Annotated in this window: 40 protein-coding genes; 5 read left to right on the top strand and 35 right to left on the bottom strand. The window is 66.1% G+C overall.

Going from position 1 to position 25728, the window contains the following annotated elements:
- Nucleotides 1-65 precede the first annotated feature (65 nt).
- Nucleotides 66-1541, bottom strand: a complete 1476-nt coding sequence (gene eccB, locus DEU38_RS04360) for a type VII secretion protein EccB (protein ID WP_114718873.1) — start codon at nt 1539-1541, stop codon at nt 66-68.
- Nucleotides 1542-1653: 112 nt separating this feature from the next.
- Here eccB and eccE point away from each other — a divergent pair, with 112 nt between their 5' ends.
- A complete protein-coding gene (gene eccE / locus DEU38_RS04355; protein ID WP_114718872.1) occupies nt 1654-3294 on the top strand; it encodes a type VII secretion protein EccE in 1641 nt (546 codons plus the stop codon).
- A 3-nt stretch (nt 3295-3297) separates the two neighbouring features.
- Here eccE and DEU38_RS04350 read toward each other — a convergent pair whose 3' ends face one another.
- A complete protein-coding gene (locus tag DEU38_RS04350) occupies nt 3298-3855 on the bottom strand; it encodes an NADPH-dependent FMN reductase (protein ID WP_114718871.1) in 558 nt (185 codons plus the stop codon).
- A gap of 39 nt (nt 3856-3894) precedes the next feature.
- The gene (locus tag DEU38_RS04345) at nt 3895-4464 is read right to left on the bottom strand and encodes a TetR/AcrR family transcriptional regulator (RefSeq protein ID WP_114718870.1); all 570 of its coding nucleotides are present in this window, start codon (nt 4462-4464) and stop codon (nt 3895-3897) included.
- A gap of 70 nt (nt 4465-4534) precedes the next feature.
- Between DEU38_RS04345 and DEU38_RS04340 the strand changes: the two genes are divergently transcribed.
- Entirely contained in the window at nt 4535-5677 is a 1143-nt protein-coding gene (locus tag DEU38_RS04340) for an acyl-CoA dehydrogenase family protein (protein ID WP_114718869.1), read from the top strand.
- Nucleotides 5678-5680: 3 nt separating this feature from the next.
- On the opposite strand, the gene truA is transcribed toward DEU38_RS04340, so the two are convergent.
- The 8 genes from truA to infA form a co-directional block, all read right to left on the bottom strand.
- Nucleotides 5681-6571: a tRNA pseudouridine(38-40) synthase TruA gene (gene truA, locus DEU38_RS04335; RefSeq protein WP_174912318.1), complete on the bottom strand. Its 891-nt coding sequence runs from the start codon at nt 6569-6571 to the stop codon at nt 5681-5683.
- A 5-nt stretch (nt 6572-6576) separates the two neighbouring features.
- Nucleotides 6577-7122 carry a 50S ribosomal protein L17 gene (gene rplQ, locus DEU38_RS04330; RefSeq protein WP_114718867.1) on the bottom strand — a complete coding sequence of 182 codons (546 nt, stop codon included), beginning with the start codon at nt 7120-7122 and terminating at the stop codon, nt 6577-6579.
- Between the two features lie 55 nt (nt 7123-7177).
- Entirely contained in the window at nt 7178-8242 is a 1065-nt protein-coding gene (locus DEU38_RS04325) for a DNA-directed RNA polymerase subunit alpha (protein WP_114718866.1), read from the bottom strand.
- Between the two features lie 102 nt (nt 8243-8344).
- Nucleotides 8345-8950, bottom strand: coding sequence for a 30S ribosomal protein S4 (gene rpsD, locus DEU38_RS04320; protein WP_114718865.1), 606 nt, complete (start codon nt 8948-8950; stop codon nt 8345-8347).
- A gap of 26 nt (nt 8951-8976) precedes the next feature.
- Nucleotides 8977-9390 (bottom strand): 30S ribosomal protein S11, encoded by a 414-nt coding sequence (gene rpsK / locus DEU38_RS04315; RefSeq protein WP_005239680.1) that lies wholly within the window; start codon nt 9388-9390, stop codon nt 8977-8979.
- Entirely contained in the window at nt 9390-9758 is a 369-nt protein-coding gene (rpsM, locus tag DEU38_RS04310) for a 30S ribosomal protein S13 (RefSeq protein WP_114718864.1), read from the bottom strand. The genes rpsK and rpsM overlap by 1 nt, the downstream gene beginning before the upstream one ends.
- 215 nt (nt 9759-9973) lie before the next feature.
- The gene (gene rpmJ, locus DEU38_RS04305) at nt 9974-10087 is read right to left on the bottom strand and encodes a 50S ribosomal protein L36 (protein WP_003938068.1); all 114 of its coding nucleotides are present in this window, start codon (nt 10085-10087) and stop codon (nt 9974-9976) included.
- A 77-nt stretch (nt 10088-10164) separates the two neighbouring features.
- A complete protein-coding gene (gene infA / locus DEU38_RS04300; protein ID WP_003418601.1) occupies nt 10165-10386 on the bottom strand; it encodes a translation initiation factor IF-1 in 222 nt (73 codons plus the stop codon).
- A gap of 304 nt (nt 10387-10690) precedes the next feature.
- Between infA and dtd the strand changes: the two genes are divergently transcribed.
- Nucleotides 10691-11128 (top strand): D-aminoacyl-tRNA deacylase, encoded by a 438-nt coding sequence (gene dtd / locus DEU38_RS04295; RefSeq protein ID WP_114718863.1) that lies wholly within the window; start codon nt 10691-10693, stop codon nt 11126-11128.
- A gap of 80 nt (nt 11129-11208) precedes the next feature.
- On the opposite strand, the gene map is transcribed toward dtd, so the two are convergent.
- From map to rpsJ, 24 genes are all read right to left on the bottom strand, one after another.
- The gene (map, locus tag DEU38_RS04290; RefSeq protein ID WP_114718862.1) at nt 11209-12012 is read right to left on the bottom strand and encodes a type I methionyl aminopeptidase; all 804 of its coding nucleotides are present in this window, start codon (nt 12010-12012) and stop codon (nt 11209-11211) included.
- On the bottom strand, nt 12012-12557 hold the full coding sequence (locus tag DEU38_RS04285; protein WP_114718861.1) for an adenylate kinase: 546 nt from the start codon (nt 12555-12557) through the stop codon (nt 12012-12014). The genes map and DEU38_RS04285 overlap by 1 nt, the downstream gene beginning before the upstream one ends.
- Nucleotides 12554-13876: a preprotein translocase subunit SecY gene (gene secY, locus DEU38_RS04280; RefSeq protein WP_114718860.1), complete on the bottom strand. Its 1323-nt coding sequence runs from the start codon at nt 13874-13876 to the stop codon at nt 12554-12556. The genes DEU38_RS04285 and secY overlap by 4 nt, the downstream gene beginning before the upstream one ends.
- 221 nt (nt 13877-14097) lie before the next feature.
- Nucleotides 14098-14538: a 50S ribosomal protein L15 gene (gene rplO, locus DEU38_RS04275; RefSeq protein ID WP_114718859.1), complete on the bottom strand. Its 441-nt coding sequence runs from the start codon at nt 14536-14538 to the stop codon at nt 14098-14100.
- Between the two features lie 2 nt (nt 14539-14540).
- Nucleotides 14541-14720 (bottom strand): 50S ribosomal protein L30, encoded by a 180-nt coding sequence (gene rpmD, locus DEU38_RS04270; RefSeq protein WP_114718858.1) that lies wholly within the window; start codon nt 14718-14720, stop codon nt 14541-14543.
- Nucleotides 14720-15367: a 30S ribosomal protein S5 gene (gene rpsE, locus DEU38_RS04265; RefSeq protein ID WP_114718857.1), complete on the bottom strand. Its 648-nt coding sequence runs from the start codon at nt 15365-15367 to the stop codon at nt 14720-14722. Before rpsE ends, rpmD begins: the two co-directional genes overlap by 1 nt.
- A gap of 31 nt (nt 15368-15398) precedes the next feature.
- Nucleotides 15399-15806: a 50S ribosomal protein L18 gene (gene rplR, locus DEU38_RS04260; protein ID WP_114718856.1), complete on the bottom strand. Its 408-nt coding sequence runs from the start codon at nt 15804-15806 to the stop codon at nt 15399-15401.
- A gap of 1 nt (nt 15807) precedes the next feature.
- Nucleotides 15808-16344, bottom strand: coding sequence for a 50S ribosomal protein L6 (gene rplF, locus DEU38_RS04255; protein ID WP_114718855.1), 537 nt, complete (start codon nt 16342-16344; stop codon nt 15808-15810).
- Between the two features lie 14 nt (nt 16345-16358).
- On the bottom strand, nt 16359-16757 hold the full coding sequence (gene rpsH / locus DEU38_RS04250) for a 30S ribosomal protein S8 (RefSeq protein ID WP_031937772.1): 399 nt from the start codon (nt 16755-16757) through the stop codon (nt 16359-16361).
- A 174-nt stretch (nt 16758-16931) separates the two neighbouring features.
- The gene (locus tag DEU38_RS04245; RefSeq protein WP_107982812.1) at nt 16932-17117 is read right to left on the bottom strand and encodes a type Z 30S ribosomal protein S14; all 186 of its coding nucleotides are present in this window, start codon (nt 17115-17117) and stop codon (nt 16932-16934) included.
- Nucleotides 17118-17121: 4 nt separating this feature from the next.
- The gene (gene rplE, locus DEU38_RS04240) at nt 17122-17688 is read right to left on the bottom strand and encodes a 50S ribosomal protein L5 (protein ID WP_114718854.1); all 567 of its coding nucleotides are present in this window, start codon (nt 17686-17688) and stop codon (nt 17122-17124) included.
- Between the two features lies 1 nt (nt 17689).
- A complete protein-coding gene (gene rplX, locus DEU38_RS04235) occupies nt 17690-18007 on the bottom strand; it encodes a 50S ribosomal protein L24 (RefSeq protein ID WP_114718853.1) in 318 nt (105 codons plus the stop codon).
- Nucleotides 18007-18375, bottom strand: a complete 369-nt coding sequence (gene rplN / locus DEU38_RS04230) for a 50S ribosomal protein L14 (RefSeq protein ID WP_114718852.1) — start codon at nt 18373-18375, stop codon at nt 18007-18009. Before rplN ends, rplX begins: the two co-directional genes overlap by 1 nt.
- Nucleotides 18376-18546: 171 nt before the next feature.
- Entirely contained in the window at nt 18547-18837 is a 291-nt protein-coding gene (gene rpsQ, locus DEU38_RS04225) for a 30S ribosomal protein S17 (protein ID WP_114718851.1), read from the bottom strand.
- Entirely contained in the window at nt 18834-19070 is a 237-nt protein-coding gene (rpmC, locus tag DEU38_RS04220) for a 50S ribosomal protein L29 (protein ID WP_114718850.1), read from the bottom strand. Before rpmC ends, rpsQ begins: the two co-directional genes overlap by 4 nt.
- Nucleotides 19070-19486: a 50S ribosomal protein L16 gene (gene rplP / locus DEU38_RS04215; protein WP_114718849.1), complete on the bottom strand. Its 417-nt coding sequence runs from the start codon at nt 19484-19486 to the stop codon at nt 19070-19072. The genes rpmC and rplP overlap by 1 nt, the downstream gene beginning before the upstream one ends.
- Nucleotides 19487-19489: 3 nt before the next feature.
- Nucleotides 19490-20293, bottom strand: coding sequence for a 30S ribosomal protein S3 (gene rpsC / locus DEU38_RS04210; protein WP_114718848.1), 804 nt, complete (start codon nt 20291-20293; stop codon nt 19490-19492).
- Nucleotides 20293-20697 carry a 50S ribosomal protein L22 gene (rplV, locus tag DEU38_RS04205; protein ID WP_114718847.1) on the bottom strand — a complete coding sequence of 135 codons (405 nt, stop codon included), beginning with the start codon at nt 20695-20697 and terminating at the stop codon, nt 20293-20295. Before rplV ends, rpsC begins: the two co-directional genes overlap by 1 nt.
- Complete coding sequence (gene rpsS, locus DEU38_RS04200) at nt 20694-20975, bottom strand: 30S ribosomal protein S19 (RefSeq protein ID WP_005518370.1); 282 nt, start codon at nt 20973-20975, stop codon at nt 20694-20696. The genes rplV and rpsS overlap by 4 nt, the downstream gene beginning before the upstream one ends.
- An 18-nt stretch (nt 20976-20993) precedes the next feature.
- A complete protein-coding gene (gene rplB, locus DEU38_RS04195) occupies nt 20994-21827 on the bottom strand; it encodes a 50S ribosomal protein L2 (RefSeq protein WP_114718846.1) in 834 nt (277 codons plus the stop codon).
- A 40-nt stretch (nt 21828-21867) separates the two neighbouring features.
- Entirely contained in the window at nt 21868-22173 is a 306-nt protein-coding gene (gene rplW, locus DEU38_RS04190) for a 50S ribosomal protein L23 (RefSeq protein ID WP_005518367.1), read from the bottom strand.
- Nucleotides 22170-22835, bottom strand: a complete 666-nt coding sequence (gene rplD / locus DEU38_RS04185; protein WP_114718845.1) for a 50S ribosomal protein L4 — start codon at nt 22833-22835, stop codon at nt 22170-22172. Before rplD ends, rplW begins: the two co-directional genes overlap by 4 nt.
- A complete protein-coding gene (rplC, locus tag DEU38_RS04180) occupies nt 22832-23485 on the bottom strand; it encodes a 50S ribosomal protein L3 (protein ID WP_114718844.1) in 654 nt (217 codons plus the stop codon). Before rplC ends, rplD begins: the two co-directional genes overlap by 4 nt.
- A 28-nt stretch (nt 23486-23513) precedes the next feature.
- Complete coding sequence (rpsJ, locus tag DEU38_RS04175) at nt 23514-23819, bottom strand: 30S ribosomal protein S10 (RefSeq protein WP_003938093.1); 306 nt, start codon at nt 23817-23819, stop codon at nt 23514-23516.
- A 510-nt stretch (nt 23820-24329) separates the two neighbouring features.
- On the opposite strand from rpsJ, the gene DEU38_RS04170 reads away from it, so the two are divergent.
- Nucleotides 24330-24806: a hotdog fold domain-containing protein gene (locus tag DEU38_RS04170; protein WP_114718843.1), complete on the top strand. Its 477-nt coding sequence runs from the start codon at nt 24330-24332 to the stop codon at nt 24804-24806.
- Between the two features lie 184 nt (nt 24807-24990).
- Entirely contained in the window at nt 24991-25686 is a 696-nt protein-coding gene (locus DEU38_RS04165) for a GntR family transcriptional regulator (protein WP_114718994.1), read from the top strand.
- Nucleotides 25687-25728 lie beyond the last annotated feature (42 nt).

Below are 25728 nucleotides of genomic sequence, written 5' to 3'. Positions count from 1 at the left end.
CGCCGGCGGCGCAAGTAGATTCCTGCGCCGGCGGCGCAAGTAACCGCAAGTAACTGCGGCGCCGGTCAGTTCCCCGCCGCGACCGGTGCAGGGTTGCTGTCGGGTGCGATGCCGTCGTGGGCGACGAGGGCTTCCTCGCGGCCGAGTGTCGGTCCGGGGGCGAGGAGTTCGACGATCCGCCACGGCGCCGGGGCGCCCGGGGTGTCGAAGCCGAGTGCCTTGGCCGCGTCGGCGTTCTTCACGCCGTACCGGACGCCGGTGTCCGCCACGAAGAACATGCCGCCCTTGCGGGAGCTGCCGGATTCGAGGCCGGTCGTCTGCACGAATCCGCTACTGCCGGGGCTCACGTACACCTCGTCGGCGTTGTCACCGGGCCCGTCCGCCTGTGCCAATCGGACGGTCCGCGCCTGGTCCGGGATCGGCAGGGCGCGGCCGGCCGAGACCGTGAGCACCGCGTCGACCCGGCCGGACTCGTCACCCGCGGCGGCGCCCTGGGGAGTCCAGGTGAGGCAGCTGACCGGGTCGTCGGCCGCCTCCACGAGCCGCGGCGGGACGCTCGGGAAGGTCGAGACGTCGAGGCCGTGCACGGTGGGTACGTCGGCGAGGGCATCGGGCGTGACCGCGGCCATCTCCGACTGTCCCTGCGAGTCGGAGAACTGGATGAGGAACGCGGTCGCGGCGCTGATCTCCTGCACACCGTCGCGCAACACCACGTAATAGTGGGCGTCGTCGCCGCGCATGACTTTGACGACGGAACCTATTGTCCGTCCGGCCATTCCGAATGACGGGGTGTTCCCAGCGTCCTCGATGTGGGGCGGCGTGATCGGCAGCGCCTCGGGGATCGCGTTGAGCATGCCCCGGCTGACCGGGCGTGGCCGCGCACCTTCGAGTCCCAGGGCCCGGGCCACCGCCTGGTCGTTCAGGTCGATCGGAGCGCGGCGGCCGTCGTACACCAGGAACGTCTCGTCGGAGTGGGATACCAGCAGCGCCTCGTCCGTGTCGAGTCGACCCGCGCGCTCACTCCATGTCGGTTCGCCGACAGCCACCGTGGTTGTGACGGAACGGCTTCCGCCCGGCGCCACCGTGTCGCACACCGTCCAGGACTGTCCGTCGGCACCGCCGCCGTCGGGTAGCGCGGACGGTGCCCCGGGAATCCCGACGAGGGCACCACGAGGGCGCGTGTCGATCTCGGATTCCTTGATCATCACCGGGCGGGCCGACTCGCCGATCACGAGCCGCGCCGACGCCAGATTCAACACGGGGTGCAGCGTGCCGTTCATGACGACAAACATTGCACCCGAACTCTTTCCGACGACGATCGAGGCGTCGCCGATCTTGTCCTGCGGCCGGATCAGCGCGAGAGCCGCGCACGCCGCAAGGCCGAGGCACGCCACGACCACACCGACCGCGAGCGCCCGCGACTGCGAGCGCATCGGGTCGTGCAGCATGCGCACGTCCCGCCGGACGAGCGCATGTTCCATGCGACGAACCAGGAATCGATACCCGCTGACCTGCCATCGCGTAGTCGGCTGTGCTGCCATGTTCCCTCCCCCATGAGGCGCACGCTACGGACCCACACAGTACAGTTCGCGTGAAAACACATTTCGGCGGTCGACTACTCGGTCCGTCTGGTTCAGGTATCGGGGAGGATCCGTGGACCAATTCCGTGCCCGACGCCGTCGGCACACGCCCGCCGTACTGGTGGCGACCGTGATCGTCGCACAGGTTCTCGCGGCCGTCGCGTGCCTGCTCGCGCTGCTCGCCGGGCTGCCGCTGTGGGCCGCGGTCGTCACAGCCGTCGTCGCCGGCGCCGTGATGTTCGTGCGGGTCGGTGGCCGCATGACGTTGTCCTGGGCCGAGGCGGCGTGGCTCTTCGTGCGCAACCGGCGGCCCGCCGCGGGGCACTCCGCGGACTTCCGTTCGCCCGGCGAGTCCGTGGGGTTGCACTGGGTCGACGGCCAGGTCCAGGCGGTCGTGGAACTGCTCCCACCGCAGCGGGGCTGGACCCGGATCACGCGCGAGACGTTCGATTCGGGCGAGCACGTTCCGGTTTCGGCCCTCGCCGACTGCCTCGAGCAGCACGACGTCAGCCTGAGCGGAATCGACATCGTCAGCCACGGCAGTCGCGCGGTCTCCGGCACTCCGGCTGCCGACGTGTACGACAGCCTCGTCGGACCACTGCCCGCCGCCGCGCAGCGCAGCGTGTGGATCGTCCTGCGCTTCGATGCGGCCGACCACGTGGAATCGATCGCCCGCAGGGGCGGCGGCGAGGAGGGTGCGTCGCGCACCGTGGCCGTCGCGGCACGTCGGGTGGTCCGGGCGCTCGCCGACGCCGGGTGCCGCTCACGCATCCTGACGGCGTCCGAGATCGAGTCGGCTGCGGCACGCATCTGCCGCGGTGTCCATCCGGTCGCGATGGACCAGGACTGGTCCCACGTGCCGTTGCCGGGGGTGTTCAACGTCGGCAACGCAGTCGATCCCGGACATCTCTCACGGGAGGTGCTCACCGCCGTGTGGGCGGCGCCGAGTCTCGGGACCACCGTGGCAGTTCGCCTGCGCCCGTCGGACCGACCGGGATCCGTGCGGGCCGGCGCAGCCTTCCGGCGAACGGTACGGACCGCACCGGAACGTCTCGGCATTCCCGGCACGATCTCGATGCAGGGTCGCCACCGCGACGCCCTGTTGTCGCACCTGCCCACGTCCTCGCCCGAACTCGACGGCCTGACGCCGATGTCCGAGTTCGACCGGGCGGATCTCGACGCACTCGCACTGCCCGTCGCGGGCTGCGGCCAGCTCGTGGGCTCCGACGCACACGGGCACGCGGTGACGGCCCGAGTCACCGGACGCGGCGTCGGCGACGTGTACATCGCCGGCGAGCTGTATCTGGCTCAGCAAATGGTCTTCCGGGCGGTCGCGACCGGCGCCCGCGTCCTGGTCCACACCGATCGCCCACACGCGTGGGCGACGCTGATCGGTACCGTCGCAACCCCGACCCGACTACGCGCGGCGGCCGAATCCTCGTGGTCCGATACGGGATTCGACACGATCGTCGTGGACGGCGTCCCGGCCCCGCCTACGCGGGCCGGCGTCACGACCATCCATCTCCACAGCCATCCGCAGCAGTGGCCGTCGACGGCCCCGCACCTGACGATCGTGCAGCCGGGAGCGGCCGGCGATCGGGTGGTGCTGACCACCGGCGACCGCCACGTCGAACTGGCGTTGGTAACGATCTCGTCCGAGACCGCATTCATCGGGCGCGGACGCACCCCCGCGGGACTGGCCGCCGCCCGTTGAACGTCAGCCCGGATACGGTCTCCGCTCGCGCTGTGACCGGAGAGCGTCGGCCCACCACTCCAGCTGCGTGAGCATCCGCTCGGCGGCATCGTTCGCGGCGCCGTCGTCCGGGTCGAAATGTTTGCGGGCCTGGTGAAAACTGACGGCCTCCCGGATCGACACCATGTGCACTTCGGCCACGACCTGACGAAGTTGCTCCACTGCGCGCAGCCCGCCCGACATTCCGCCGTACGCGACGAACCCGATCGGTTTGGCCCGCCACTCGTACTTGACGGTGTCCAGCGCGGTCTTGAGCGCCGCCGGGTATCCGTGGTTGTACTCGCTCGTCACCACCACGAACGCATCGGCGTTCCCGATACGTTCGGTGAACCGCTCGACGTCGGACGTGTGCGAAAGATCCTGGGGCAGAGCCGCATCTGCGAGATCGAGGACGGAGGTGTCGAAGGCGTCGCGCACACGGGCCCGCTCGACGAACCAGTCCACGACCACCGGCGCGAACCGCCCGGCGCGGACACTGCCCACGATCACTTCCAGTCGCAGCGGCCGGATCGGTTCGGTCATCGGCACACTCCCTTCCCGGTCCGATCCTAGAGCGCGCGGTCAGAGTCCGCGGGTCAGCAGGATCGCCAGCTCCTGGTAAGCCTGGGCGTCGTCGAGGCCGGTCGAGGCCGCCACCTGACGCTGCTGGATCCGCACCATCGCGGCCGCCGCGATGTCGCCGACGAACGCCGCGTGCGCGTCGCGAAGTTCAGCGGCGGCGACGCCCTCGGTGATGAGTTCCTGCACCCGACGCGCCGCGAACCGCGTGTTGCGCTCGTACACCTCGCGCGCCGCCGAGTCACCCGCGAGATCCTCCATGAACCGCGCCGACGCCGGCCGCAGCTGTTCCCCCACCGCCTCCAGGTACATCCGGATCCGTTCGCGGGCACCGACTGCACCGGCGAGACTCGCCTCGACCCGGTCTGTAGCGCCTCGGAAGAAGTGCACCGTAGCCGCCCGCACCAGCTGTTCCTTGCTGTCGGCAAGCCGATACAACGTGGACTTGGAGCAGTGCAGGCGTGCCGCGAGATCGTCGAGCGTGAGGTGCGCGAAGCCCTCCACGAGGATGAGATCCACGAGCGCGTCGAACAGCGCGAGGCGTCGCGCCGTCATCTTCACCGGGGTTGCCATACGCGAAACAGTACTGCAGTATCGATCTCAGTACTACTTTCCGCTCTCGGTCCACCATGAGGAGACCACCGTGCCCGTCGAACGCCTGCTGCCCACCCAGGAAGCCCACGACCTGATCGACCTCACCCGCGAGGTCGCCGACAAGGTGCTGGCGCCGATCGTCGACGAACACGAGAAGAACGAGACGTTCCCCGACGGCGTCTTCCCCGCCCTCGGCCGTGCCGGACTGCTGAGCCTGCCGTACCCCGAGGAGTTCGGCGGCGGCGACCAACCCTACGAGGTGTACCTGCAGGTCCTCGAGGAGATCGCGGCCCGATGGGCGGCCGTGGCCGTCGCGACCAGCGTGCACAGCCTGTCGTGCTTCGCGCTCGCCACCCACGGCACCGACGACCAGAAGGCGAAGTGGCTGCCCGACATGCTCGGCGGCGAGACCATCGGCGCCTACAGCCTCTCCGAACCCCAGGCCGGCTCCGACGCCGCGGCGCTGACGTGCCGGGCAACCGAAGTGGACGGCGGATTCCGGATCAACGGCAGCAAGGCGTGGATCACCAACGGCGGTCGGGCGGACTTCTACACCCTGTTCGCCCGCACGAGCGACGAAGGCGCCCGCGGCATCTCGTGCTTCCTCGTTCCGAAGGGCACCGAGGGACTGAGCTTCGGCAAGCCGGAGGAGAAGATGGGCCTGCGCGCGGTCCCCACCACCGCCGCACACTACGACGACGCCTTCGTCCCCGGCGAGCGACTGATCGGCAAGACCGGACAGGGCCTGCCCATCGCGTTCAGCGCGCTGGACTCGGGCCGCCTCGGCATCGCTGCGGTGGCGGTCGGACTCGCGCAGGGCGCCCTCGACGACGCCGTCGCATACGCCAAGGAGCGCAAGGCTTTCGGCAAGCGAATCATCGACCACCAGGGTCTGGGCTTCGTGCTCGCCGACATGGCGGCCGCCGTCGACTCGGCCCGCGCCACCTACATCGACGCCGCCCGCCGCCGCGACGCCGGTCTGCCCTACTCCCGGAATGCCTCCGTCGCGAAGCTCGTCGCGACCGATGCGGCCATGAAGGTCACAACCGACGCGGTCCAGGTGTTCGGCGGCTACGGCTACACCCAGGACTTCCCCGTCGAGCGGTACATGCGCGAAGCGAAGATCACGCAGATCTTCGAGGGCACCAACCAGATTCAGCGACTGGTCATCGCCCGCCAGCTCGCGGGCTGACGCTCAGCCGCCGCAACATCCGAGGCTGCCCGGATCGATCGCACTGCGCGTCTCCCGGGTGGCCTCGTTGCGTGCGGCGAGATCCTCGTCGGCGGGATAGTCGACCCGGACCAGCGAAAGTCCGTGTGCCGGAGCGACGGCCACTGCGCTGGCACGTTCACGCTCGGAGAGCAGACCCGCCATCCAGTCGACCGTGCGACGGCCCTCGCCGACTGCCAGCGCGGCGCCGACCAGACTGCGCACCATCGACCAGCAGAAAGCGTCGGCGGTGACGAACGCCGTCAACTCGTGACCCGATTGCTCCCAATCGAAGCGCTGGAGTTCGCGCACCGTTGTCGCGCCCTCCCGCCGCTTGCAGAACGCGGCGAAGTCGTGCAGCCCGAGCAGCCGCGACGACGCCGCCCGCATCGCGTCGACGTCCACATTCTTCGGCCACGCGACCGTATCGCGGGCCCGCAACGGATCGACGCCGTACGGTGCCGTCGTGAGGCGGTACTCGTAGTGTCGGCGGATCGCGGAGAACCGCGCATCGAAGTGCTCTGGCGCAAAGGAGACGTTCTTGACCCGCACGTCGCGCGGGAGGAAACGGGCCAGGCGCCGGACCAGTCGCGACGGATCGTCCGGAATCATGTCGGCCGGCACGTCGACGTGCGCGACCTGGCCGCTCGCGTGCACGCCGGCGTCGGTGCGACCGGCGACCGTGAGCAGAACAGGGGTGCGCACGATCGCACTGAGCTTCTCCTCGATCTCGCCACACACCGTGCGGCGGCCGGGCTGACGCGCCCACCCGGAGAAGTCGGTGCCGTCGTACGAGATGTCGAGCCGCAATCGAACGAACCCGCCGTCCCCAGAGGGAACGACGGGTTCGTTCGATTCAGCATGTGCCGAAACCAAGTGGACTAGTCCTTCTTGGCCTCGTCGGCGTCGGCTGCGGTCGCGGTCTCGTCTTCGACGGCCTCGATCACTGCGTCTGCGTTCTCGACCTCTGCCTCGGTGGCGTCGGCCTCGACGGCCTCCACCACGTTCTCCTCGGCGGGGGCCTGCGAAGCCGCAACGCGACGAGCGCGGTCGGCCTCGGAGGTGACCGTCTTCTCCTGGACGAGCTCGATGATTGCCATCGGAGCGTTGTCGCCCTTACGGGGAATGGTCTTGATGATGCGGGTGTATCCGCCATTGCGGTCGGCGTAGAACGGACCGATCTCCGCGAACAGGGTGTGCACGACATCCTTGTTGCGGATCACCTTGAGAACCTCACGACGGTGCGCCAGGGTTCCAGCCTTGGCATGCGTCACGAGCTTCTCGGCGTACGGACGCAGGGCCTTGGCCTTGGCCTCCGTGGTGGTGATTCGGCCGTGCTCGAAAAGAGCAGTCGCCAGGTTGGCGAAGATCGCCTTCTGGTGCGACGCCGACCCGCCGAAGCGGGCACCCTTCTTGGGCTTGGGCATTGGAGCTCCTCTAGGGCTCGCCCAGCACATTTGCCCATGTGCCGGGGGCTACGGGTTAAAGCTGTTCGGTCTCGGCGTAGTCCTGCTCGGTCCCGTCAGCGTCGCTGAAGGAACCGGCATCCGTGTCGCTCCACGTCCCGGTGGCGGCGTCGTAGCCGGCAACGGTGGTGGGGTCGAAGGACGCAGGGCTGTCCTTGAGGGCGAGGCCGAGCGAATGGAGCTTGACCTTCACCTCGTCGATGGACTTCTGTCCGAAATTGCGGATGTCCAGCAGATCGGACTCGGTACGACCAACCAGCTCGCCGACGGTGTGAACACCCTCGCGCTTGAGGCAGTTGTAGGAACGGACCGTGAGGTCCAGATCCTCGATGGGGAGTCCGAAGGAAGCGATGTGATCGGCCTCGGCGGGCGAGGGTCCGATCTCGATGCCTTCTGCTTCGACGTTCAGCTCACGGGCCAGGCCGAAGAGCTCAACCAGGGTCTTGCCCGCCGAAGCGAGCGCATCCCGAGCGGTGATGGAATTCTTGGTCTCGACGTCGAGAATCAACCGATCGAAGTCGGTGCGCTGCTCGACGCGAGTGGCCTCCACCTTGTAGGTGACCTTGAGCACCGGCGAGTAGATCGAGTCGACCGGGATACGGCCGATCTCGGCGCCGGACGCCTTGTTCTGGACGGCGGGGACGTAGCCGCGACCGCGCTCGACAACGAGCTCGATCTCCAGCTTGCCCTTGTCGTTCAGGGTGGCGATGTGCAGATCCGGGTTGTTGACCGTGACACCTGCCGGCGGAACGATGTCGCCTGCAGTCACGGCACCGGGGCCCTGCTTGCGGACGTACATGGTGACCGGCTCGTCCTCTTCGGAGCTCACGACCAGGCCCTTGAGGTTCAGGATGATGTCGGTGACATCTTCCTTCACACCCGGGACGGTGGTGAACTCGTGCAGGACGCCGTCGATACGGATGCTGGTGACAGCAGCGCCGGGGATCGACGACAGCAGGGTGCGGCGCAGCGAATTGCCGAGGGTGTACCCGAAGCCTGGCTCGAGGGGCTCGATGACGAACTTCGAGCGGTTTTCAGCGATGACCTCTTCGGTCAGCGTGGGTCGCTGAGAAATGAGCATTGGATTTCCTCCTGTACGGGCGTCCGCTATATGACGCCCACGATGGGAAAGGCTTGGGGCCTGTGAGTGGCCGGCGAACCGGCCACTCACAGGCATTACGCCTTACTTCGAGTAGTACTCGACGATCAGCTGTTCCTGCAGCGGAACCTCGATCTGCGCACGCTCGGGGAGCTGGTGCACCAGGATGCGAAGACGTCCACCGACCACCTGCAGCCAACCCGGGATCGGGCGGTCGCCCTGGGTCTCGCGGGCGATCTGGAAGGGCAGCGTCGCCAGCGACTTCTCGCGGACATCGATGATGTCGTACTGCGAGACGCGGTAGCTGGGGATGTCGACCTTCTTGTTGTTCACGAGAAGGTGACCGTGCGTGACCAGCTGACGCGCCTGGCGGCGGGTGCGAGCGAGGCCTGCGCGGTACACGACGTTGTCGAGACGCGACTCCAGGATCTGGAGCAGGTTCTCACCGGTCTTACCGGGGCGGTTGACCGCCTCCTGGTAGTAGCGACGGAACTGCTTCTCCATGACGCCGTAGGTGAAGCGAGCCTTCTGCTTCTCCTGCAGCTGGAGCAGGTACTCGCTCTCCTTGATCCGCGCGCGGCCGTGCTGTCCCGGCGGGTACGGGCGCCGCTCGAACGCCTGGTCGCCTCCGACGAGGTCGACGCGCAGACGACGCGACTTGCGGGTGATGGGTCCGGTATAACGTGCCATGTTCTTTTACCTATCCTTCCCGCTACTTAAACCCGACGCCGCTTGGGCGGACGGCAGCCGTTGTGCGGCTGGGGGGTGACATCGGAGATGGTGCCGACCTCGAGGCCTGCAGCCTGCAGCGAGCGGATCGCGGTCTCGCGGCCCGAACCCGGACCCTTGACGAAGACGTCGACCTTCTTCACGCCGTGCTCCTGCGCCTTGCGGGCAGCGTTCTCAGCAGCGAGCTGAGCAGCGAACGGCGTCGACTTACGCGAGCCCTTGAAGCCCACGTGGCCCGACGACGCCCAGGAGATGACGTTGCCGGCCGGGTCGGTGATCGACACGATCGTGTTGTTGAAGGTGCTCTTGATGTGAGCGGCACCGTGCGGGACGTTCTTCTTGTCCCTGCGACGCGCCTTCTGGGTCTTCTTCGGACCGGTGCTACGTGACTTAGGAGGCATTACTTCTTCTTCCCTGCGACGGTGCGCTTCGGACCCTTACGGGTGCGCGCGTTGGTCTTGGTGCGCTGACCACGCACGGGCAGACCACGACGGTGGCGCAGGCCCTGGTAGCAGCCGATCTCGATCTTGCGACGGATGTCGGCCTGCACCTCGCGGCGCAGGTCGCCCTCAACCTTCACCGACTCCTCGATGTACTCGCGGAGCTTGGCGAGGTCCTCGTCGGTCAGGTCCTTGCTGCGCAGGTCCGGGTTGACACCCGTGGCAGACAGGATCTCCTTGGAGGTGGTACGGCCGATGCCGTAGATGTAGGTCAGTGCGATCTCCATGCGCTTTTCGCGAGGAAGATCGACACCTGCGAGACGTGCCATGTGGCATTCCTATCGGTGTGCGGAGGTCTGCTCCCAGTCCGTCCCCTGCGTAAGACTCTGCGTTCGAATCGCAGTGGGGCCCCGGCCTCCGTGCCGGGGGTAGACCGTTACCTGCCTTCGGGATATCTCCCTGGGCCCGGGTAGCGGTTGGTGCTGAGAGGTCTTCTTTGCGCTTGTTGCCAAGCAGATCTCGAAGAAGCCGTGAACTGCTGGGATTAACCCTGACGCTGCTTGTGACGCAGGTTCTCGCAGATCACCATGACGCGCCCATTACGGCGAATCACCTTGCACTTCTCGCAGATCTTCTTGACGCTAGGCTGAACCTTCACGTTGCGTCTGATCTCCTGTTGTCTGTCCGCCGGACGGCGGACACAGTTTTCCCCGGCCGGTGTGGCCGGGGAAGCTTTTACTTGTAGCGGTAAACGATGCGTCCACGCGACAGGTCGTAGGGCGACAGCTCCACGACCACGCGGTCCTCGGGAAGGATGCGAATGTAGTGCTGCCGCATCTTGCCGCTGATGTGTGCGAGGACCTTGTGGCCGTTTTCCAGCTCAATGCGGAACATCGCATTGGGCAGCGGCTCGACAACTCGTCCCTCGACCTCGATGGCCCCGTCCTTCTTAGCCATATCCTCCGCGATCCGTTGAGTGGCGTTTGGATGCATCGGCTACCGTCACCGGTATCCGCTACAGGGCGGCCCTGCAGGCGTTATCGGTCGAGAACGACTCCCCGGCACGAGGCCGGACAGGCAGACAACCGATACGCAGGGCGCACCGTTGATCCATCTTACCGACATTTCCCAACCAGGCCAAATGCGGCCTCGAGTCGGTACGACCGGCCGCCACCCGGAAGCGCCACGAAGCCTCGCCGAAGCCTCGCCGAAGCCTCCGAGAAACCTCCGAGAAACCTCCGAGAAGGGATACGCACCTCACATGCGCGCACTCGTCCAACGCGTCACTTCGGCAGCCGTCGAGGTCGACGGCGAGGAGGTCGGCCGGATCGAGCCGGGAGACGGAGGGCAGGGACTGCTCGTCCTTCTCGGCGTCGGACACGACGACGACCCCACCGCAGCATCGAACCTCGCGCGACGAGTGTGGCGACTGCGCATCCTCGACGACGAGAAGTCCGCGTCCGATGTCGACGCGCCGATCCTCGTCGTCAGCCAGTTCACACTCATGGCCGACACCCGCCGCAGCCGCCGACCGTCGTGGTCCCCCGCCGCGCCCCGCGCCGTGGCCGAACCACTCGTCGACGCCTTCGCCGAAGCGCTCCGGGAACTGGGTGCCACCGTCGAGGCCGGCCGGTTCGGCGCAGACATGCGGGTCAGCCTCGTCAACGACGGACCGGTCACCGTCCTGCTCGACGGCTGACGCGCGGCCCGTCCGAGGAAACGCAGAAACGCCGAACGGGCAGTGGGTGACCCACTGCCCGTTCGGCGTCTTCGAGATCTTCAGTTGTCCCTGGGACGCAGGGTGAGGATCCGCGGACCGTCCTCGGTCACCGCGACGGTGTGCTCCCAGTGGGCGGCACGGCTTCCGTCGGTGGTCACCACGGTCCAGTCGTCGCCCAACACCTCGGTCTCGTACGTACCGAGCGTGAGCATCGGCTCGATCGCGAGGACCGACCCGACAACCAGGTGCGGGCCCTTACCGGGGGCACCCTCGTTCGGCAGGAACGGATCCATGTGCATCTCACGGCCGATCGCGTGACCGCCGTAGCCGTCGACGATTCCGTAGGACCTGCCGTGCAGTTTCTCCGCTGCATGCGTGCCCAACTCGATGGCGTGCGAGACGTCGGTGAGCCGGTTGCCGTCGATCATGGCGGCGATACCGGCCTCCATCGAGAGCCGGGTCGCCTCGCTCAGCTGGGCGTCCGCTTCGCTGAGAGTGCCGACGCCGAACGTCCACGCGGAGTCGCCGTGCCAACCGTCGAGAATCGCCCCGCAGTCGATCGACACCAGATCGCCCTCGACCAGGATGTCGTCGGCGGACGGGATACCGTGCACGACCCGATCGTTGACCGACGAGCAGATGGATCCGGTGAACCCGTGGTATCCGAGGAACGACGGCACCGCGCCGGCGTCCCGGATGACGGATTCGGCGACGCGGTCGAGCTCGAGCGTGCTGACACCCGGCCTGGCCGCGTCCCGCACCGCCACGAGGGCGGCCCCGACGATCGCGCCCGCAGCCGCCATGGCGTCGAGCTCACCCGCCGTGCGGAACGGAACGACCTTGCGCTTGCGGCCGAATGCCATTACTTCCCCAGCGCGGCCAGGGCGCGGGCGTTGACCTCTTCGACAGCGCCGACAGCGTCGACGGTGACGATATGGCCGGCGTAGTAGTCGAGCAGGGGTGCGGTCTCCTCGCGGTAGACCCGCATGCGGTTACGGATGACGTCCTCGGTGTCGTCGGCGCGACCACGGGCGAGCATCCGCTCGACCACGACATCGTCGTCGACGTCGAACGCGAGCACACCGTCGAGCTTGGCGTCCAGGCCCTCGAGGATGCCCTCCAGCGCCTTCGCCTGATCCACCGTGCGCGGGAACCCGTCGAGCAGGAAGCCGTTGGCGGCGTCGGGCTCGGCCACGCGGGCCTTCACCATGTTGTTCGTGATCTCGCTGGGAACCAGGTCACCTGCGTCGAGGTACTTCTTGGCCTCGAGCCCCAGCGGGGTCTCCTGCCCGATGTTGGCGCGGAACAGATCTCCGGTGGAGATGTGCGGAACGCCCAGCTTCTCGGACAGGATCGCGGCCTGGGTGCCTTTACCGGCACCGGGAGGACCAAGGAGGACAAGTCTCACTTGAGGAACCCTTCATAGTTTCGCTGCATAAGCTGGCTCTCGATCTGCTTAACGGTATCGAGGCCCACACTGACCATAATCAGCACCGCGGTGCCACCGAACGGCAGGTTCGCTGCGCCGCCCGAATTGCCGATATCGAGGAACAGATTCGGCAGGACTGCGATGGTGCCGAGGTAGATGGCACCCGGCAAGGTGATACGGCTCAGTACGTAGTTCAGGTAGTCGGCGGTCGGCCGGCCGGGACGGATGCCCGGGATGAAGCCACCGAACTTCTTCATCTCGTCCGCGCGTTCCTCCGGATTGAAGGTGATCGCGACATAGAAGTACGTGAAGAAGACGATCATGCCGAAGTAGATCAGGATGTAGACCGGGTTGGCCGGGTTCACCAGGTACTCGTTGATGAAACGCTGCCACCAGCTCGGATCGGGGCTCGTGTTGGCACCGGTGAGCTGCGCGATCAGGTTCGGCAGGTACAGCAGGGACGACGCGAAGATCACCGGGATGACGCCGGCCTGGTTGACCTTCAGGGGCAGGTAGGTCGACGAACCTCCGTACATCTTGCGGCCGACCATCCGCTTCGCGTACTGCACCGGGATGCGCCGCTGGCCCTGCTCGACGAAGACGACACCGGCGATGATGGCCAGCGCGGCCACACACACGAGCGCGAACGTCAGTCCGCCGCGGCTGTCGAGGATCGTCTTGCCCTCGGACGGGATACGCGAGGCGATACCGGCGAAGATCAGCAGCGACATGCCGTTGCCGACACCACGCTCGGTGATCAGCTCACCGAACCACATCACGAGCGCCGCGCCGGCGGTCATGACGAGGACGATGATGATCAGACCGAAGACGCTCTCGTCCGCGATGATCGACTGCGTACAGCCCTGCAACAGCTGCCCTCGCGCAGCGAGCGCGACGATGCCGGTGGACTGCAGGATCGCGAGCGCGATCGACAGGTAACGCGTGTACTGCGTCATCTTCGCCTGGCCCGATTGGCCCTCCTTGCGGAGTTCCTCGAACTTCGGGATGACGACGGTGAGCAGCTGCACGATGATGCTGGCCGTGATGTACGGCATGATGCCGATCGCGAACACCGACAGCTGCAGTAGCGCACCGCCGGAGAACAGGTTGATCAGCGAGTAGATGCCGGCGGACTCGCCACCCGACACCTGGTCGATACATGCACGGACATTGCCGTAGTCGACACCGGGAGAGGGCAGTGTCGCGCCGAGGCGATACAGGGCGACGAGACCGAGAGTGAAGAGGATCTTCCGCCTCAGGTCAGGCGTCCTGAGGGCCGAGACAAAGGCGGAAAGCAAAGATCCTCCTGGCGCACGACATACGGGGAGCCAAGTCGAATGACCCGTCCCATGGATTGCAGAACTCTAGAACTCTAACAGTGACACATGAAATCACAGCCCCGTTGCCTGGGGCCGGCTGCTCAACAGTATGCCGACAAGACACCCTGCAGAGCGGCGAATGGCCGCAACTCGACCCGATTGGGCAGAGTTGCGGCCATTCGACAGCTAGCTGAGCGAAATCACAGCTCGGTGGTGGTACCACCGGCAGCGGCGATCTTCTCCTTGGCAGCGCCGGAGAACTTGTTCGCGGTGACCTGAACGGCAACCGTGAGCTCACCCTCGGCGAGAACCTTCACGAGCTGGTTCTTGCGAACCGCACCAGCGGCAACGAGCTCGGCAACGCCGATCTGTCCACCCTCGGGGAACAGACGAGCGATGTCGCCGACGTTGACGACCTGGTACTCGGTGCGGAACGGGTTGGTGAAGCCCTTGAGCTTGGGCAGACGCATGTGCAGCGGCATCTGTCCACCCTCGAAGGCGGCCGACACGTTCTTCCGGGCCTTGGTGCCCTTCGTACCGCGACCGGCAGTCTTACCCTTCGAGCCCTCACCGCGACCGACGCGAGTCTTGTCGGTCTTGGCGCCGGGCGCGGGGCGCAGGTGGTGCAACTTGATGGTCATGGTTAGACCTCCTCAACTGTGACGAGGTGGCGCACCACGTTGATCAGACCGCGGTTCTGCGCGTTGTCCTCACGAACGACCGACTGGCGGATGCCCTTCAGTCCGAGGGTGCGCAGGCTGTCCCGCTGGTTCTGCTTGGTGCCGATGGTGCTCTTGACCTGAGTGACCTTGAGCTGTGCCATTACTTCACGCTCCCAGCCTGTGCACGAGCGCGCAGCATACCGGCGGGGGCAACGTCCTCAATGGGCAGGCCACGGCGAGCCGCAACCTCTTCCGGACGCTGCAGACCCTTGAGGGCAGCAACGGTCGCGTGCACGACGTTGATGGCGTTGTCGCTACCGAGCGACTTGGCCAGGATGTCGGAGACACCCGCGCACTCGAGCACGGCACGCACCGCGCCACCGGCGATAACACCGGTACCGGGGCTTGCCGGACGCAGCATGACGACGCCGGCAGCGGCCTCGCCCTGCACCGGGTGCGTGATGGTGCTGCCGATGAGCGGCACGCGGAAGAAGCTCTTGCGAGCCTCCTCGACACCCTTCTGGATGGCCGCGGGAACTTCCTTGGCCTTTCCGTAGCCGACGCCGACGAGTCCGTTGCCGTCGCCCACGATCACCAGAGCGGTGAAGCTGAAGCGACGACCACCCTTGACGACCTTCGAGACGCGGTTGATGGAGACAACCCGCTCGATGAAGTTCGACTTCTCGGCAGCGTTGTCGCGGCGGTTGTCGCGACGGTCACGGCCGCCACGGTTGTCGCCACTGCCGCTGTTCGGCCCATTCTGTCCGGCGGGTCCGCTTCCGCCGTCACGCCTTTGACGTCCCGGCATCAGGCATTCCTTCCGTTAGTAACGTTGGTCATCAGAACTTCAACCCGCCTTCGCGAGCGGCGTCGGCCAGGGCCGCGATGCGACCCGTGTAGGTGTGGCCACCGCGGTCGAAGACCACGGTCTCCACGCCGGCTGCCTTGGCACGCTCGGCGATCAGCTGACCGACCTTCGCGCCACGGGCGCTCTTGTCGCCGTCCAGCGCACGCACGTCGGCTTCGATGGTCGACGCAGCAGCGAGGGTCTTGCCGGCCAGATCGTCCACCAGCTGCACGTGGATGTGCCGCGCGGAGCGGTTCACCACCAGACGGGGACGCTCCGGGGTGCCGGAGACCTTCTTGCGGAGACGGAAGTGACGACGCGCCTTCGACAGACGACGCGTTGTGGACGCGTCCTTGCCGAGCGGAATCCGCTTGGCTTTCTGATTTGCAGTCTGGCTCATATCACTTACCCGTCTTTCCGACCTTGCGACGGACCTGCTCACCCTCGTAGCGGATGCCCTTGCCCTTGTACGGGTCGGACTTGCGCAGACGACGGATGTTGGCCGCGATCTGGCCGACCTTCTGCTTGTCGATGCCGGTGATCGAGAACCGGGTCGGCGACTCGACAGCGAAGGTGATGCCCTCCGGAGCCTCGATCGGGACCGGGTGGCTGTAGCCGAGCGAGAACTCGAGGTCCTGGCCCTTCAGTGCCACACGGTAACCGACGCCGTGGATCTCCATCTTGGTGGTGTAACCAGCGGTAACACCGATGATCATGTTCTGCACCAGGGTGCGCGACAGACCGTGCAGCGCGCGGCTGCGACGCTCGTCGTCGGGACGGGTGACCTGAAGGGCACCGTCCTCCTGTGCGACCGAGATCGGCTCCGAGACGGTCATCGTCAGGGTGCCCTTGGGGCCCTTGACCGCGACGTCCTGTCCGGTGATGGTCACGTCGACGCCCGCGGGGACGGCGACCGGAATCTTTCCAATACGCGACATAGTGGTGGCCTCCCTTACCAGACGTAGGCGAGGACTTCCCCGCCCACTCCCTGATTGGCCGCCTGACGATCGGTGAGCAGGCCGGAAGACGTGGAGATGATCGCCACGCCGAGGCCGCCCAGGACCTTGGGCAGGTTGGTGGACTTCGCGTACACGCGCAGACCGGGCTTGGAAACACGGCGGACGCCGGCGAGGCTGCGCTCGCGGCTCGGGCCGTACTTGAGGTCGACGATCAGCGTCTTGCCGACCTCGGCATCCTCGGTGCGGTAGTCCGCGATGTAGCCCTCGCGCTTGAGGATCTCGGCGATGTTCGCCTTGATCTTCGAGTGCGGCAGCTTCACCTCGTCGTGGTACGCCGAGTTGGCATTACGCAGACGCGTCAAGAAGTCTGCGATCGGATCAGTCATGGTCATGAGTTGACCTGTGCACCTTTCTCGTTGGGGTTCCCATGCAACACCGGTCCCGGCCCCGCTCCCCCGACGAATCGGAGGGAGCGGGGCCGGCCCGGTCGTGGGCCTACAACGAAGTGGTTCTTACCTTCACCGTTCCGCGGGTGCGGAACGGAAGTCTGTGTAACCCGGAGTGGGTTACCAGGAGCTCTTGTGAACGCCCGGCAGTTCGCCGGCGTGTGCCATCTCGCGAACGCAGATACGGCACAGGCCGAACTTGCGGAACACCGCGTGCGGACGGCCGCACTTCTGGCAGCGGGTGTACGCGCGCACCGCGAACTTCGGCTTCTTGTTGGCCTTGTTGACCAGTGCCTTCTTAGCCATGGGCTCAGTTCTCCTTGAACGGGAAGCCGAGGTGCTTGAGCAGCGCACGGCCTTCTTCGTTGTTGGTGGCGGTGGTCACGACGGTGATGTCCATACCGCGCGGACGATCGATCTTGTCCACGTCGATCTCGTGGAACATCGACTGCTCGTTGAGGCCGAACGTGTAGTTGCCGTTGCCGTCGAACTGGGTGCCCGACAGACCGCGGAAGTCCCTGATACGGGGCAGCGCGATCGACACCAGGCGATCCAGGAACTCCCACATGCGGTCGCCACGCAGCGTGACGCGCGCGCCGATCGGCATGCCTTCACGCAGCTTGAACTGCGCGATGGACTTGCGGGCCTTGCGGATCTCGGGCTTCTGACCGGTGATCAGAGCGAGATCGGCAACCGCGCCGTTGATCAGCTTCGCGTCACGGGCGGCGTCGCCGACACCCATGTTGACGACGACCTTGACGACGCCGGGGATCTGCATGACGTTCGCGTAGTCGAACTCCGCGTTCAGCGCGTCCTTGATCTCCGCACGGTAGCGGGCCTTCAGGCGCGGCTGGGTCTTGTTCTCAGTGGAGGTCATGTCAGATGTCCTTCCCGTTCTTCCGGGAAATACGAACGTTCTTGCCGGTCTCCTCATCGGTGCGGTAGCCCACGCGAGTGGGGTTACCGTCCGAGTCGACGACCGCGACGTTGGAAACGTGGATCGGGGCTTCCTGCGTCACGATGCCGCCCGAGGAGGCGCCACGCTCGTTCGCAGAGACCGCGGTGTGCTTCTTGATGCGGTTCACGCCCTCGACCAGGACCTTGTTGGTCGCGGGGAAGGCCTGAATGACCTTGCCCTTCGCGCCCTTGTCCTTGCCGGAGATGACCAGCACGGTGTCACCCTTGTGCACCTTCATCACAGCACCTCCGGGGCGAGCGAGACGATCTTCATGAACTTCTTCTCGCGCAGCTCACGGCCGACGGGGCCGAAGATGCGGGTACCGCGAGGATCGTTGTCCGCCTTGATGATGACGGCAGCGTTCTCGTCGAACTTGATGTACGAGCCGTCCGGACGACGACGCTCCTTGGCGGTGCGGACGATGACGGCCTTGACGACCTCGCCCTTCTTCACGTTTCCACCCGGGACGGCGTCCTTGACGGTGGCGACAATGATGTCGCCGATCCCGGCGTAGCGACGAGACGAGCCACCGAGAACGCGGATGCAGAGAATCTCCTTGGCACCCGTGTTGTCGGCGACGCGCAGTCGCGACTCCTGCTGAATCACTAACTTCTCCTTGACCTGGCTTGTTTCGACCAGAACGAACCACAGTGGCTCGCGCTGATCATGCGCGGCAGATTTCCGACCCGACGCGCGCGGTCTGTACCCGCCGATGGTGGGGCCACCACTGCTTTCGCAGGGCAACCCCACCATCGTACTGGATACACTCTTCGGCTCTTACTTGGCCTTCTCGAGGACCTCGACCAGACGCCAGCGCTTGGTGGCCGACAACGGGCGGGTCTCCATCAGCTGCACGCGGTCGCCGATGCCGGCGACGCCGTTCTCGTCGTGCGCCTTGACCTTCGTGGTCCGACGGATGATCTTGCCGTAGAGCGGGTGCTTCACCCGGTCCTCGAGCTCGACCACGATGGTCTTTTCCATCTTGTCGGAGACCACGTAACCGGTGCGGACCTTGCGGCTGCCGCGCTCTTCGGTGCTGTTGGTGCTCACTGCCTTTTCCTCACTCATGCCGCGTCACCTGCGTCCGGACCAGCGGCCAGGCCGAGCTCACGCTCACGCAGGACGGTGTAGATGCGCGCAATCTCGTGACGGACCGTGCGCAGCCGGCGGTTGTTGTCCAGCTGACCGGTGGCCATCTGGAAGCGAAGGTTGAACAGCTCTTCCTTCGACTCGCGGAGCTTGGTGACCAATTCTTCTTCGGTCAGCTCGCGGAGCTCTGTAGCAGGGCTTGCGGTTGCCATCAGAACTGCTCCTCCCTCGTCACGATCCGGCACTTGCAGGGGAGCTTGTGCATCGCGCGGCGCAGGGCCTCACGAGCGATCTCCTCGTTCGGGTAGCTCATCTCGAACATCACCCGTCCGGGCTTGACGTTCGCGATCCACCACTCCGGCGAACCCTTACCGGAACCCATGCGGGTCTCGGCAGGCTTCTTGGTGAGCGGGCGATCCGGGAAGATGTTGATCCAGATCTTGCCGCCACGCTTGATGTGCCGGGTCATGGCGATACGAGCGGACTCGATCTGCCGGTTGGTGATGTAGGCCGGCTCGAGAGCCTGGATGCCGTACTCACCGAAGGTCACCTGGGTCCCACCCTTGGCGGCACCCGAACGGCTCGGATGGTGCTGCTTGCGGTGCTTGACCCGCCGGGGGATCAACATGCGTCAGCCCTCCTTCTGTTCAGTCGAAGCGGGTGCATCGGCGGTGGCGGTCGCAGCGCGACCGGCCTCGGTGCTGGTCGCGGTGGTGCCTGCGGCACCGGAGCGACGCGGACGGCTCGGACGCTCGCGGCGCGGGCGGTCCGACGGTGCAGCAGCGCCTGCGGCCAGCTCACGCTTGCCACCGACGATGTCGCCCTTGTAGATCCAGACCTTCACGCCGATGCGACCGAAGGTGGTCTTGGCCTCGTAGAGGCCGTAGTCGATGTCCGCACGCAGCGTGTGCAGCGGAACGCGACCCTCACGGTAGAACTCCGAGCGGCTCATCTCGGCGCCGCCGAGGCGACCCGAGCACTGCACGCGGATGCCCTTGACGTTCGGCTGACGCATGGCCGACTGGATGGCCTTGCGCATGGCGCGACGGAACGCGACACGGTTCGAGAGCTGCTCGGCGACACCCTGTGCCACCAGCTGGGCCTCGGCCTCTGCGTTCTTGACCTCGAGGATGTTCAGCTGGACCTGCTTGCCGGTCAGCTTCTCGAGCTCGGCGCGGATGCGATCGGCCTCGGCGCCGCGGCGGCCGATGACGATGCCCGGGCGTGCGGTGTGGATGTCCACACGCACACGGTCACGGGTGCGCTCGATCTCGACCTTCGCGATGCCGGCCCGCTCCATGCCCGTGGCGAGGAGCTTACGGATCGCGACGTCTTCCTTGACGTACTCCGCGTACTGCTTGTCTGCGTACCAGCGCGACTTCCAGTCGGTCGTGATGCCGAGACGGAAGCCGTGCGGGTTGATCTTCTGGCCCACTACTGACCACTTCCCTTCCGGCGGTTACGGCCCGAGGCACCGGACACGTTGGCCCGGCTCTCCACGATGACCGTGATGTGGCTCGAACGCTTACGGATCCGGAAGGCCCGGCCCTGTGCGCGCGGCTGGAACCGCTTGAGGGTCGCACCCTCGTCCACGTACGCGGTCGCGACGACCAGCGTGGAGGGATCGAGGTTCAGGTTGTTCTGGGCGTTGGCAGCTGCGCTGGCGATCACCTTGGCGACCGGCTCGCTGGCGGCCTGCGGCGCGAACTTGAGGATCGACAGTGCGTCCTCGACCGAGCGGCCGCGGACCAGGTCCACGACGCGGCGCGCCTTCATGGGGGTCACGCGCACGTGGCGCGCGACCGCCTTCGCAGTGGGGTTCTGTGTTTCAGTACTCATCGACGCTTGCTCTTCCGGTCGTCCTTGATGTGGCCCTTGAACGTCCTGGTCGGTGCAAACTCTCCGAGCTTGTGGCCAACCATCGAGTCCGAGACGAACACCGGAACGTGCTTGCGTCCGTCGTGGACGGCAAACGTGTGACCGATGAAGTCCGGAATGATCGTGGAACGACGGCTCCAGGTCTTGATGACCTGCTTGGTGCCCTTCTCGTTCTGCACGTCCACCTTCGCAAGGAGGTGGTCATCGACGAACGGGCCCTTCTTAAGGCTGCGTGGCATCCTTCACTCCCTCCTTGACTAGCGCTTCTTGCCGGTACGGCGACGACGGACGATGAGCTTGTCGCTCGCCTTGTTCTTGCGGGTGCGGCCCTCGGGCTTGCCCCAGGGGCTGACCGGGTGGCGACCACCGGAGGTCTTACCCTCACCACCACCGTGCGGGTGGTCGACCGGGTTCATGACCACACCACGGACGGTCGGGCGCTTGCCCTTCCAGCGCATGCGGCCGGCCTTGCCCCAGTTGATGTTCGACTGCTCGGCGTTGCCGACCTCGCCGACGGTTGCGCGGCAGCGCACGTCGACGCGACGGATTTCACCGGACGGCATACGCAGCGTGGCGTAGGTGCCTTCCTTGCCCAGCAGCTGGATGCTGGCGCCGGCGGAACGGGCCATCTTGGCGCCGCCACCCGGACGCAGCTCGACTGCGTGGATGGTGGTACCGGTGGGGATGTTGCGCAGCGGCAGGTTGTTGCCCGGCTTGATGTCGGCGGTAGCGCCGGACTCGATCGGGGCGCCCTGCACCAGGCCCTTGGGGGCGATGATGTAGCGCTTCTCGCCGTCCGCGTAGTGCAGCAGCGCGATGCGAGCGGTGCGGTTGGGGTCGTACTCGATGTGAGCGACCTTGGCCGGCACGCCGTCCTTGTCGTTGCGACGGAAGTCGATCAACCGGTAGGCGCGCTTGTGACCGCCACCCTTGTGACGGGTGGTGATGCGACCGTGGGCGTTACGACCACCGCGACCGTGCAGCGGGCGAACCAGCGACTTCTCGGGCGTCGACCGAGTGATCTCGGCGAAGTCCGAGACGCTCGAGCCGCGGCGGCCCGGGGTAGTCGGCTTGTACTTACGGATTGCCATGAGTCTTCTCGTCCTCTATATCTCGTCAAGTCCCGCCCGCTTACGCGACCGGGCCTCCGAAGATCTCGATGGGCTTGCTGTCGGCCGAGAGGGTCACGAGCGCACGCTTGGTGTCCTTGCGCTTGCCGTAACCGAAACGGGTCCGCTTGCGCTTGCCCTGACGGTTGGCGGTGTTGACGCTGGTCACCGTGACGCCGAAGACCTTCTCGACGGCGATCTTGATCTGCGTCTTGTTCGAGTCCGGGTGCACCAGGAAGGTGTAGGTGCCTTCCTCGATCAGTCCGTAGGACTTCTCGGAGATGACCGGGGCCAGCAAGATGTCGCGGGGGTCGGCGATGGTGGTCACTTGCTCTCCTCCTCGTTCTTGGCCGGGCCCGCGATGAAGGTGTTCAGAGCCTCGAGGCTGAACACGACGTCATCGCTGTTGAGCACGTCGTAGGTGTTGAGCTGGTCGGGTGCGATGGGGTGCACGCCTTCCAGGTTCTGCACGCTCTTCCAGGCGGCGATGTCCTCGCGCCCGACGACCAGCAGAAGCTTCTTGCGATCCGAGATCTCACCCAGGAACGACTTCGCCGACTTGGTGGACGGGACCTGCCCGGCGACCAGCTCGGTGATGACGTGGATGCGCTCGTTGCGGGCCCGATCGGAGAGGGCGCCACGGAGAGCGGCAGCCTTCATCTTCTTGGGGGTGCGCTGGCTGTAGTCACGCGGCTGCGGGCCGTGGACGATGCCACCGCCGGCGAACTGCGGCGCACGGGTCGAGCCCTGACGTGCGCGGCCGGTGCCCTTCTGGCGGTACGGCTTCTTGCCACCACCGCGGACCTCGCCGCGGGTCTTGGTGGAGTGGGTGCCCTGACGTGCGGCGGCGAGCTGCGCGACAACGACCTGATGCATCAGAGCGATGTTCGCGGTCGCGTCGAAGATCTCCGAGGGGAGATCGACAGTGCCGTTGGTCTTGCCACCGGCAGCCTTGACGTCCAGGGTCAGCTTGGTTGCGGTCTCGGTCATGCCGACGCACCACCCTTCACTGCGGTCTTGACGATCACGAGGCCACCCTTGCGGCCGGGGATCGCACCCTTGATCAGCAGCAGACCGTTCTCGGCATCCACCTTGTGGACCGAGAGGTTCTGCGTCGTGATGCGGTCGGAGCCCATGCGGCCCGACATGCGCATGCCCTTGAACACGCGACCGGGGGTGGCACAGCCACCGATGGAACCCGGGCGACGGTGAACGGCCTGCGCACCGTGGGAAGCACCCTGACCGGCGAAGCCGTGACGCTTCATGGTGCCGGCGAAGCCCTTGCCCTTGCTGGTGCCGGTGACGTCGACGTATGCGCCGTCCTCGAAGACCTCAGCCGTGAGCTCCTGGCCGACCTCGTACTCGGAGGCGTCGGCAACGCGGAGCTCGACGATGTGGCGGCGCGGGGTGACGCCGGCCTTGGCGAACTGGCCGGAGACCGGCTTGTTCACCTTGCGCGGGTCGATGGCGCCGAAGGCCAGCTGCACAGCGCTGTAGCCGTCACGCTCTTCGGTCCGGATCTGGGTAACCACGTTCGGTCCGGCCTTGACGACGGTGACCGGGACGACCCGGTTGTTCTCGTCGAAGACCTGGGTCATGCCGAGCTTGGTGCCCAGGATTCCCTTGATCTGATTAGTCATTTGATATCTCCGCTGCGTCTTCCCAAGCTCACTGGATGTTCACGTCGACGCTGGCCGGAAGGTCGATGCGCATGAGCGCGTCGACCGTCTTCGGCGTCGGGTCGAGGATGTCGATCAGCCGCTTGTGAGTACGCATCTCGAAGTGCTCGCGCGAGTCCTTGTACTTGTGCGGCGAGCGGATGACGCAGTACACGTTCTTCTCGGTAGGCAACGGCACCGGGCCGACCACGCGGGCCCCGGTACGGGTCACCGTCTCGACGATCTTGCGCGCTGACGCGTCGATCGCCTCATGGTCATAGGCCTTGAGCCTGATGCGGATCTTCTGTCCCGCCACGCTTAGTGTCCTTTTCTTGCCGCGTTTCGTAGAACCCGAACGAGCCGGGGACTACCTCGTCTGCACAGTCCCCGGACTGAAACACGACACGAACATTGGAATGGCGATCGAGACATCACTCGATCCGCTGCCGCTGTTCATCTGTCATGGTTCTCCGGTCCACGCGGTCGGGCGTGTCGCCCTGCCACTCATTCCCGGGCCCCGGAAATCTCTCTCCAGGAGCCTCGGAAACTCGAACCGGATGCACCCGTAATGGGTACAAAGCTGGGTACTGCTTCCGTCTTGCATTCGCCGTGACCAGGTCTTTCGACACGATCTTCGACGTTCATCCCGCCCGACTCGAGTCGCGACGGATCACGTCTCAGTCAAGGCAACCCGATCAGTATGCCGTAGCGGACCCGAGAGTTCAAATCGCACCCCCAGCCACGCTCACCGACAAGCCCGAGGTCAGCCCATGTCGCCCACCCGAATCGCCGTCCAGTATCTTACCGACAAGTAAGGTTGCGTTGCATGACGCCCGCGACCGCCACCTACCGCAGCTGGCAACGACTGCCCGCCAACCGATTCGGCCGCGCACTGTTCTCGATCGGCATGTGCGCCCGTGTCCCCTACTTCGCGACCGTGCTGCCGAGTGTGGAGCAGTTGGCGCCCGGGCTGTGCGTGATCTCCGCCCCCAAATGGTGGGGAGTCCACAACCACATCAAGACCTTCCACGCGATCGCCGCCTGCAATCTCGCAGAGGCCGCGATGGGGATGCTGGCCGAGGCGACCGTGCCGACCACGCATCGCTGGATCCCCAAAGCGATGAACGTCCGATACCTCGCGAAGGCGCAGTCACGGCTTCGCGCGACCGCGATGCTGCCCGAAATACCGGACTTCCCGACGATCACCAGCGGCGCCGAACTGGCGATCCCGATCACGATCACCGACCGGGGCGGTGTCGAGGTCGTCCACGCCGACATCACCGTGTGGGTGACCCCGGCCTGAGCGCGACAGGCTGAGCGCGACAGCCTGGGCGAGACGGGGCGGTCGGAGATGCCGGCCGAGGTGGGCCACCCGATATATTCGACCGGATCAGTTGTTGCATGCGTCACAGCGGCCGGTTCGGATCGCGAACCCGATGTGGTGGCTGCAGACGACAGCGGGATTCCTGTCCCGTGAAGGAGTGCTCATGACCCCGTCCGCCGCCTCTCGCCCCAGTTCTGCCCGCGCGTTGCGCCGCCGTCCGCAACTCTCCGACGATGTCGCGGTGCACGTGCGAAACCTGATCATGTCGGGCGGCGTGCGGCCCGGGGACTACATCCGTCTGGACGAGACCGCCGCCGAGCTGGGAGTCAGTGTCACCCCGGTTCGCGAAGCGCTGCTCACGCTGCGCGGCGAGGGCCTCGTGGAACTGGTCCCCCACCGCGGGTACGTCGTCGCCCCACTCAGTCGCGACGACGTCAACGACCTCTTCTGGCTGCAGGGGCGGATCGCCGAAGAACTGGCGATTCGGGCCACCACACTGGTCGACGACGACGCCCTCGCGGAACTCGGGGCGATGAACGAGCAGTTGCGACGTGCCGTCGAGCTCGGTGATGCCGACCGCATCGAGGAGCTCGAGTTCGGCTTCCACCGAATTCTCAATCGACTCGCGGGAGCACGGAAGTTGTCGTGGTTCCTCCTCAATGCGGCGCGCTACACCCCGGTGCACTTCTATTCATCGGACCTGGACTGGGGCCACGAAGCGGTGGCGAGTCACACACGTCTGCTGTCGGCCCTCGCCGCGCGTGACACCGTGGCCGTGGCGACCGAGACCCGCGCCCACTTCGAGGATGGTGCAAAACGCCTGGTGCGACACCTGGAGACCGTCGGAATCTGGGACTGACCAAACAAACGACCGACCCGGAAATCGCCGGATCGCGCGCGG

The organism is Rhodococcus sp. AG1013, assembly GCF_003350365.1.
GTDB lineage: Bacteria > Actinomycetota > Actinomycetes > Mycobacteriales > Mycobacteriaceae > Prescottella.
Note: the sequence above shows the minus strand (reverse complement) of the source record. Positions and strands in the feature narration are given on the sequence as shown.